9 protein-coding genes are annotated in these 8077 nt (G+C 70.9%); 5 read left to right on the forward strand and 4 right to left on the reverse strand.

Annotated elements, in window-relative coordinates:
* Window positions 1–227, forward strand: a 227-nt coding sequence (locus VGL85_RS12705) for a Rid family hydrolase (protein ID WP_331589313.1), incomplete at its 5' end; no start/stop codon positions are given.
* 17 nt (window positions 228–244) lie between these two features.
* Entirely contained in the window at window positions 245–847 is a 603-nt protein-coding gene (locus VGL85_RS12710; RefSeq protein WP_331589314.1) for a nitroreductase family protein, read from the forward strand.
* On the opposite strand, the gene VGL85_RS12715 is transcribed toward VGL85_RS12710, so the two are convergent.
* The 3 genes from VGL85_RS12715 to VGL85_RS12725 all read right to left on the reverse strand — a co-directional run bounded on the left by VGL85_RS12715 (window position 844) and on the right by VGL85_RS12725 (window position 4146).
* Window positions 844–1374, reverse strand: a complete 531-nt coding sequence (locus VGL85_RS12715; RefSeq protein WP_331589315.1) for a DUF1993 domain-containing protein — start codon at window positions 1372–1374, stop codon at window positions 844–846. The genes VGL85_RS12710 and VGL85_RS12715 overlap by 4 nt on opposite strands.
* A gap of 95 nt (window positions 1375–1469) precedes the next feature.
* Complete coding sequence (locus VGL85_RS12720; RefSeq protein ID WP_331589316.1) at window positions 1470–2804, reverse strand: aspartate aminotransferase family protein; 1335 nt, start codon at window positions 2802–2804, stop codon at window positions 1470–1472.
* A 28-nt stretch (window positions 2805–2832) separates the two neighbouring features.
* On the reverse strand, window positions 2833–4146 hold the full coding sequence (locus VGL85_RS12725; RefSeq protein WP_331589317.1) for a C69 family dipeptidase: 1314 nt from the start codon (window positions 4144–4146) through the stop codon (window positions 2833–2835).
* A 286-nt stretch (window positions 4147–4432) separates the two neighbouring features.
* On the opposite strand from VGL85_RS12725, the gene VGL85_RS12730 reads away from it, so the two are divergent.
* Window positions 4433–4795, forward strand: a complete 363-nt coding sequence (locus VGL85_RS12730; RefSeq protein WP_331589318.1) for a helix-turn-helix transcriptional regulator — start codon at window positions 4433–4435, stop codon at window positions 4793–4795.
* Between the two features lie 16 nt (window positions 4796–4811).
* Here the strand turns inward: VGL85_RS12730 and VGL85_RS12735 are convergent, their stop codons facing one another.
* Window positions 4812–5789, reverse strand: a complete 978-nt coding sequence (locus tag VGL85_RS12735; protein ID WP_331589319.1) for a formylglycine-generating enzyme family protein — start codon at window positions 5787–5789, stop codon at window positions 4812–4814.
* A gap of 93 nt (window positions 5790–5882) precedes the next feature.
* Here VGL85_RS12735 and VGL85_RS12740 point away from each other — a divergent pair, with 93 nt between their 5' ends.
* Together VGL85_RS12740 and VGL85_RS12745 are read left to right on the forward strand one after the other, a co-directional pair.
* Window positions 5883–6569, forward strand: a complete 687-nt coding sequence (locus VGL85_RS12740) for a response regulator transcription factor (RefSeq protein WP_331589320.1) — start codon at window positions 5883–5885, stop codon at window positions 6567–6569.
* A 13-nt stretch (window positions 6570–6582) separates the two neighbouring features.
* Window positions 6583–7941, forward strand: a complete 1359-nt coding sequence (locus VGL85_RS12745) for a HAMP domain-containing sensor histidine kinase (RefSeq protein WP_331589321.1) — start codon at window positions 6583–6585, stop codon at window positions 7939–7941.
* The last annotated feature ends 136 nt before the right edge of the window (window positions 7942–8077 follow it).

Here is an 8077-nt window from a genome sequence, read left to right on the forward strand (position 1 = left end):
TGATGGAGACCATCAAGTCGATCGTCGAGACCGCCGGCGGGACCATGGACGACGTCACCATGAACCATATCTTCGTCAAGGACTGGGCCGACTACGCGACGGTCAACAAGGTCTATGCGGAGTACTTCCCGGGCGACAAGCCGGCGCGGTTCTGCATCCAGTGCGGCCTGGTGAAGCCCGATTTCCTGGTGGAGATCGCCACCATCGCCCACATCGGGAAGAAATAGGCCGTATCCGGACCGCAATGCCCCTGACGCTGAATTCCCGAACCGCCGACCACGACCTCGAGCCGTTCTTCCTCGCCCGCTGGTCGCCGCGCGCCTTCACCGGCGAGCCCATGCCGCCGGCCCTGCTCATGAGCCTGTTCGAGGCGGCGCGCTGGGCGCCATCGGCCTTCAACGGCCAGCCCTGGCGGTTCGTCTACGCCCATCGCGGGACGCCTGAGTGGGAGCCGCTGTTCGACGCCTTGATGGAATACAACCAGGCCTGGGTCGGCGTCGGCGTCTCGGTGCTGGGCTACGTCATCTCCGACCGGTTCCGCAGGAAGCCGGGCGCCGAGCCCTCCGAGAATCGCAGCCACAGCTTCGACGCCGGCGCCGCCTGGGCCTATCTGGCGCTCCAGGCGCACCACATCGGCTGGGCCGCCCACGGCATGGGCGGCTTCCACGTGGACAAGGCCCATGCGGCGACCGGCGCGCCGGAAAGCGACTACCGCATCGAAGCCGCCTTCGCGGTCGGCCGCCCCACCGAGGCGTCGGTGCTGCCGGAAAACTTCCGCGCCCGCGAAGTCCCCAGCGGCCGCGAGCCGGTGGGGCGCTTCGCCTTCGAGGGGCGGCTTCGCGCCTAGGCGGCCTGGGCCTGGGCCGTCGCGGCGCCGGCCAGGAAGTCCATCTTGCCCAGCGGGACGCCCTGGTTGCGCAGGATCGCGTAGGCCGTGGTCACGTGGAACAGGAAGTTCGGCAGGGAAAAGGTGGTCAGGAACGACAGGCCGGTGAATTCCATGCTGCGGCTGGGCAGCTTCAGCACGATCTCGGCGTTCTCGCGCCCATCCACCTGATCGCGCTTGACGCCTTCCAGGAAGGCGATGGTCTTCTGGATACGGACGACCAGTTCCGGGAAGGTCTTTTCCTCGTCGGGCATGGCCGGCGCCTCGATGCTGGCCAGGCGCGCCGCGCCCCCCTTGGCCGCATCGCTGGCCAGCTGGATCTGGCGGGCCAGGTTGAACATGCCGTGGCCGAGGTTCGCCTCGGCGTAGGTGGAGAGATCGACGCCGGCCTCCTGGGCGTGGGCGTCGGCCTTGTCGAGGAAGTGGGCGAGGTTGCCCAGCATGCGGATGTAGACCGGGATCGAGACGTCGTAGAGCGAAAGGGACAAGGCGCTTCTCCGGGTGGTGAGGCTTGGGATGAGGGCCACATATGTCCGCCGCCCCTCAGGCGCCAGGGCGTCACCGGAACTTCATGTGGAAACCGTCAGTCGATGGCGTCCAGGACGTCGCCGACGATCCCGACCAGCCGCTCGAGTTCCTCGGGCGTGGCGATCAACGGCGGAGACAGCGCCAGGATGTCGCCGGTGTAGCGGATCAGCGCGCCGGCCTGGAACGCCTTCAGGTGCGCCTCGAACCCGCGCGCGCCGGGCGCGCCGTCGCGGGGGCCGAGTTCGATCGCCGCCATCAGGCCGATGTTGCGGATGTCGATCACATGCCTGCGCCCGCGCAGGCCGTGGACCGCCGCCTCGAAGCCTGGCGCAAGTTCGGCCGCGCGGGTGAGCAGGCGTTCGCGCCGGTAGACGCCGAGCGTCGCCAACCCCGCCGCGCAGGCCGCGGGATGGCCGGAATAGGTGTAGCCGTGGAACAGCTCGATGGCGCCGGCCGGTCCCTGGACGATGGCGTCATGCACGTGGCGCCCGGCGAACACCGCGCCCATGGGGAAGGCGCCGTTGGTCACGCCCTTGGCGGTGGTCATGATGTCGGGGGTGACGCCGAAGAACTGGCCGGCGAACGGCGTCCCGAGGCGCCCGAAGCCGGTGATCACCTCGTCGAAGATCAGCAGGATCCCGTACTTCGTGCAGATCTCGCGGAGCCGTTCCAGATAGCCCACAGGCGGCGGCAACACGCCGGCCGAGCCCGCCACCGGCTCGACGATCACCGCGGCGATGGTCTCCGCCCCGTGCAGGGCCACCAGCCGCTCCAGGTCGTCCGCCTTCTCCGCCCCGTGCGGCGGCAGGCCCTTGGAGAAAGCGTTCTTCGCCAGGTCGTGGGTGTGTGTCAGGTGCTCCGCGCCCGGCAGGGTCAGGAACATGCGCCGGTTGTTGACCAGCCCGCCCACCGAGATGCCGCCGAAACCGACCCCGTGGTAGCCCTTCTCGCGGCCGATCAGCCGGGTGCGCTGCCCCTCGCCGCGGGCGCGGTGATAGGCGAGCGCGATCTTCAGCGCGGTGTCCACCGACTCCGAGCCGGAGTTGGTGAAGAAGACCCGGTCCAGGCCCTGCGGCGCCAGCGCGGCCAGCTCGCTGGCGAAATCGAAGGCCAGCGGGTGGCCCATCTGGAACGAGGGCGCGTAGTCCAGCTCGACCAGCTGGCGGCCCACCGCCTCGGCGATCTCGGTCCGCCCATGCCCGGCGTTGACGCACCACAGGCCCGACGCCCCGTCGATGATCTCGCGCCCGTCCTCGGTGCGGTAGTACATGCCCTTCGCGCCCACCAGCAGGCGCGGCTCGGCCTTGAACTGCCGGTTGGCGGTGAACGGCATCCAGAAGGCGTCGAGGTCCGGACGGTTCGGCGTGCGGCGGTCGGAGATGTCGTTCATGGCGCGGGCCCTCGTGCCCCCTACGAAATCAGGTTCGCGGCAGACCCGCCACCTGATTGAGCCGCGCCCAGCTGCGGGCATGGCTGCTGCGCCCGGCCGGCGGAGCCGGCGTGAACAGCTGCGCCCAGCGCGCCTCGGCCTCGGCCGCCTCGCGCCAGCAGTCGATCACCGCGCGATGCAGCGCCTCGGGCTCGTCCTCGTCGAAGGCCTCGTCGATCAGGGCGACGAAGTCGGCTTCCAGAGCGTCGCGCTGGGGCGCGATGGCGGCCAGGGCCGAGGGCAGGTCGGCCAGCATCGCCCGGTGGGTCATCTCGTGGCGCCACCACAGGCTCTGGGAATCGTACCAGTCGTTGGGCTCCGGCCCGGCGTAGGGCAGGCCCACCTCGAACAGCACCGGCTTGAACAGGCTGGTGCAGGGCGCCGCGGTGCCGGTGATCCAGTGCACCGTGCGCTCGGGCCTGAGCTCGCTCACCAGTGACCCCACCGACTGGCTGCGCCGCGGAACCTTCGCGGCGTGCATGCAGATGGTGCGGCTCTGGGCGCCGGCCGGGTTCCAGTCCGCCGCCTCGCCGTGGTCGCGCAGGATGGCCATCATCCCCTCGGGCCGCAGCCGAGGCGAGGCGGCGGAGAGCAGGGCGCCGCCGCGGGCGCAGCGCGCGCGGCCGAAGCCCTCCGTCTCGCGCGCCTCGTCGCTGAGATGCGCCGCCACGTCGAAGCGGCCGCCGAACCCGGTCCAGCCCTGCTCGCGGGCGAAGGCGGCCAGATTGTCGCTGACCGCCTCGTAGGACTTGCCGATCGAGTAGGCGTTGGAGATCGCCCGATGGTGTTTCACCCGCTCGACCACCCACCAGCGCCCGACGGTTTCCAGCACATAGGCCTCGCGCGCGTCGGCGATGAGGAAGCCGTTGTGATAGTAGAAGCGCGAGAGATGGCCGCAGTCACCGCCCTGGCCGTGGCGTTCCAGCAGCTCGATCATCACCTCGACCGCCTCGGCGGCGCTGGTCGCCCGCTCCAGGCCCAGGCGCACCAGGTCCATGCCGGTCAGCGCCCGGGTGCGCTGGGCCGGGATCAAGGCATGCAGCGCCTCGTTGCCGATGGCCACGCCGTATTCGTTGACGCCCATCTCCGCGCCCCACATCCAGAACGGCCGGCTGAGCAGGCAGGCGTGAGTCGCCGCTGCGTCTTCGATGGTGATGTAGGTCAGCCGAAGCGCGCCGCCGCCCGAGCGGCGCGGAGTCATCTCCAGGGCCTGGGCCTCGTTGCGCTCGCGATCGCTGTTCTTGGCGAAGAGGGTCGCACCGCGGGCGGTCGACCCCCGAAGCGCGGTCAGGGTGTCACACATGCCCTGCGACCATCCGCGACCGGATGGCGGTTGTCCATGCACAGCGGCGCTTTACGCCCGGATGACGGTTGTCGGTAAATATCGCAGCCTCCGCGCGAGTTTGCGGGTACGCGGCATGGTTGAGGCGTTGACCATGGGGCCGCAACCACCGTGGCGTAGTGAAGCCCGATTCCGTTCGCTATAGGCCGGACAGGAGAGATTTCACCGTTCGATGAGATTCGTCTCGTAAGCGGCGCGCGCTGGGCGCCGCACGGTCTACGACTCCGTCAACAGCCGAAGGACCTAGATGGCCTCAACCCGCACGCCTCGCTCCGGACAACTCGATGCGGCCCTGGGCGAGCGGATACGCCGCCGCCGTCGCGAGTTGGGACTTTCGCAATCGGCCCTCGGCGGCAAACTCGGCATCACCTTCCAGCAAGTGCAGAAGTACGAGAACGGGACCAACCGCGTCTCGGCCACCATGCTGGTCAAGCTCGCCGACGCCCTGGCCATGCCGGTCACCGACCTGCTGCACGAGGCCGACCCAGCCGCCGCCGCGGCGGCGCCCGATAGCCAGGCGGCCCAGCTGGTGGCCGCGTTCGGGCGGATCCGCTCGCCGGAACTGCGCTCGGCGGTCCTGACCCTGATCGCCGGCCTGGCCGCGCGTTAGGCGGCCGGCGGCCGGATCATCTGCGTACGACACACCGGAACCCCATGTGCGAGGTGGTGGTGTCGATCGGCTGCGGCCAGCGCGCGGCGGGCCGGTAGCGCTGGCAGTAGTTGGGCGCGCAGAGGTGCGAGCCGCCCTTGGCGACCCGCCGCGGAATGCCGGCCACCGGCGAGGCCGGGTCGCAGCTTTCCTCACGGACCAGGGCCTCCGAGCGCGGTTGGCCGCAGCAGCTCGCGCCGGCCGCCACGTTCGCGGGCTTCGGCTGGGCGTACCAGTCGGCCGTCCACTCCCAGACGTTGCCGATCAGGTCGTAGAGCCCATAGGCGTTGGGCGGATAGGATCGCACGGGCGAGGTCCGCTCCAGGCCGGGCGGCGCGCGGTTGTCGTGCGGGAAGACGCCCTGCCAGGTCTTGGCCAGGACCCGCCCCTCCGGCTCCAGTTCCTCGCCCCAGGCATAGGCCGCGCCGTCCAGGCCGCCGCGCGCGGCATATTCCCACTCGGCCTCGCTCGGCAGCTGTTTCCTCGCCCATTGGGCATAGGCCTGCGCATCCGGATAGCCGATATGCACGGCGGGATGCTCGGCGAGCGCGTCGGGCCCATCCGGCCCCAGCGGCTTGCGCCAATAGGCGCCGAAGGCGAAGGCCCACCAGGTCGCCGGCCCCTTCAGGTCCGCCGGCCCCCCCGGCGGGGTGAAGACCAGGGAGCCGGCGCGCGCATTGGCGGGGTCCATGCCGGGATAGTCCCGCGGATCGGGCGGGATCTCGGCGAAGGTGACGTAGCCGGTGGCCTCCACGAAGCGGGCGAACTGCGCATTGGTGACCGGGGTCTCGTCGATCCAGAAGTCGCCGACCGCGGCCGGGCGGACCGGGCGCTCGTCCGGATAGAAGTCCTCCGAGCCCATCCGGAAGGTCCCGCCGCGCACCAGCCGCATGCCGGCGAAACGGCCGTCGGCCCTGGTCTTCCTGCCGGTCTGGCGTGCGGTCTCGATGGCCAAGGCGGTCTCCCCGATACAGTCCCCGTTATGGGCGAGGCGGCGGGTTCGCGCTACAGACCAGGGGCCGCCTTCCGCTGGGCGGCAGGGGAGCCGATGCCGAAGATCCTGGCCATCGAGGACGACGCCACCACCGGGCGGGAGATCGTCGCCGAGCTGGAGCAGCACGGTTTCGGCGTCGACTGGGCGGCCGACGGCGGCGAGGGGCTGGAGCGGGCGCTGAGCGGCGCCTACGAGGCGGTGATCCTCGATCGCCTGCTGCCGGGCGTCGACGGCCTGACCATCGTCACCGCCATGCGCGGCGCGGGCATCGACGTGCCGGTGCTGATGATCAGCGCGCTCTCCGACGTGGACGAGCGCATCCGCGGCCTGCGCGCCGGCGGCGACGACTACATGACCAAGCCCTTCGCCTCGGAGGAGATGGCCGCGCGGCTGGAGGTGCTGTTGCGCAGGCGGGTCGCGCCGCCGCGCACCACGCTTTCGGTGGGCGACCTGGAGCTCGACCTCTACAGCCGCACCGCGCAGCGCGCCGGCGCTGAGATCAAGCTGATGCCCACCGAGTTCAAGCTGCTGGAATATATGATGCGGAACTCCGGCCAGGTGCTGACCCGGACGATGATCTTCGAGGCGATCTGGGGCTATCATTTCGATCCGGGGACCAACCTCATCGACGTCCACCTGGGCCGCATGCGCCGCAAGATCGACCCGCCGGGCCTGGCGCCCCTGATCCACACCATCCGCGGCGCCGGCTACGAGCTGCGCGCGCCGGACCCGGCGCCGTGAAGGGGCCCGCGCCATGAAGCTGGGCGAACTGTGGCGCACCACGCCGTTCCGGCTGACGCTGGTGAACGGGGCGGTGTTCGCGCTGGCCGTGCTGGCGCTGATGGGGCTGATCTACCAGCAGACCGCGGGCTACCTCGGCCGGCAGATGGACGGCATCGTGGTCAGCGAAGCGCGCGGCCTGACCCTGGGCGGGGCCGAGCGGCTGCCGGAGCGGGTGACCCAGGCGGTGGCGGCCGACGCGCGGCATATCGAGTACTACGGCCTGTTCTCCGCCGAGGGCGTCTGGATCACCGGCAACGTCCGCGCCCTGCCGCCGCGCTTCCCGATCGACGGGACCCCGCGCGAGATCAAGGCGGCCAACCTGCAGCCCGGCTCGCGCGCGCTGGCCGAGCGCCTGCCCTGGGGCGAGATCCTGTTCGTGGGCCATGACGCCCTGGTGCTGTCGGGGCTGCGCGACATCGTGATGCGCGCGCTGGCGGTGAGCGGCGGCGTGGCCCTGGTGCTGGGCCTGGCGGCGGCCGCGGCGCTCAGCCTGCGGCCCCTGCAGCGGATCGACATCCTGCGCGAGGCCAGCCAGGCGGCGCTGAAGGGCCAGCTCGGCGTGCGCCTGCCGGTGTCGCGGCGGCGCGACGAGATCGACATGCTGGCCGGTGTCGCCAACACCATGATGGACGACGCCGAACGGTTGCTGTGGGAGGTGAAGAGCGTCGGCGACAACGTCGCCCACGACCTGCGCACCCCGCTCAATCGCCTGCGGGCCCTGCTCTACCGGGCCAGCCAGGAGACGCGGCTGGACGGCGCCGAGCGGCAGATGATCGAGCAGGCCCTGGCCGAGACCGACGAACTGCTCATCCGCTTCCGCGCCCTGCAGCGGATCGGCGAGATCGAGCGGCGCGACCGCCAGGCGTTCTTCGAGCCGGTGCGGCTGCAGAGCGTGCTGGAGCATGTGATCGAGCTGCACGAGCCCTCGGCCGAGGACCGCGGCGTCGAGCTGGCCGCCGAGATCGCGCCCGAGGCGCCGGCCGCGGCGGCCGACCCGACCCTGCTCTTCGAGGCGGTCAGCAACCTGGTCGACAATGCGCTGAAGTTCACGCCCAAGGGCGGCAAGGTCAGTATCCGCCTGCTGGCACGCCCCGAGGGGCCGCGCATCGAGGTGGCCGACAATGGCCCGGGCGTGCCGGCGGCCGAGCGCGACGCGGTGCTGCAGCGCTTCTACCGCGCCGAGCGCACCCGCAACGCGCCGGGCTCGGGCCTGGGCCTCTCCATCGTCACCGCGATCGCCCGCCTGCACCATTTCACCCTTGTGCTGGAGGACGCCCAGCCGGGCCTGCGCGTGGCGCTGAACTGCTGGCCGCGGGGCATGGAGGCCTAGGTGTCTGGTCCCGCTGTGTGGGGGACTCAGCTTAGCTGAGTGCTCACATCGGGAGGCTCTATGGGCCAGATACTCCACGGCAGCGCCACGACCACGCACGCCATCCGAGCGGCGATACAGCGATCGAAAGCTCCGC

Source organism: Phenylobacterium sp., from assembly GCF_036501465.1.
In the GTDB taxonomy this organism is placed as follows: Bacteria; Pseudomonadota; Alphaproteobacteria; order Caulobacterales; family Caulobacteraceae; genus Phenylobacterium.

Excerpts from the sequence above, each read along its gene's own strand:
- VGL85_RS12710 (WP_331589314.1), top strand. The coding sequence starts at position 245 with ATGCCCCTGACGCTGAATTCCCGAACCGCCGACCACGACCTCGAGCCG.
- VGL85_RS12720 (WP_331589316.1), bottom strand. The coding sequence starts at position 2,804 with ATGAACGACATCTCCGACCGCCGCACGCCGAACCGTCCGGACCTCGAC.
- VGL85_RS12725 (WP_331589317.1), bottom strand. The coding sequence starts at position 4,146 with ATGTGTGACACCCTGACCGCGCTTCGGGGGTCGACCGCCCGCGGTGCG.
- VGL85_RS12730 (WP_331589318.1), top strand. The coding sequence starts at position 4,433 with ATGGCCTCAACCCGCACGCCTCGCTCCGGACAACTCGATGCGGCCCTG.
- VGL85_RS12740 (WP_331589320.1), top strand. The coding sequence starts at position 5,883 with ATGCCGAAGATCCTGGCCATCGAGGACGACGCCACCACCGGGCGGGAG.
- VGL85_RS12745 (WP_331589321.1), top strand. The coding sequence starts at position 6,583 with ATGAAGCTGGGCGAACTGTGGCGCACCACGCCGTTCCGGCTGACGCTG.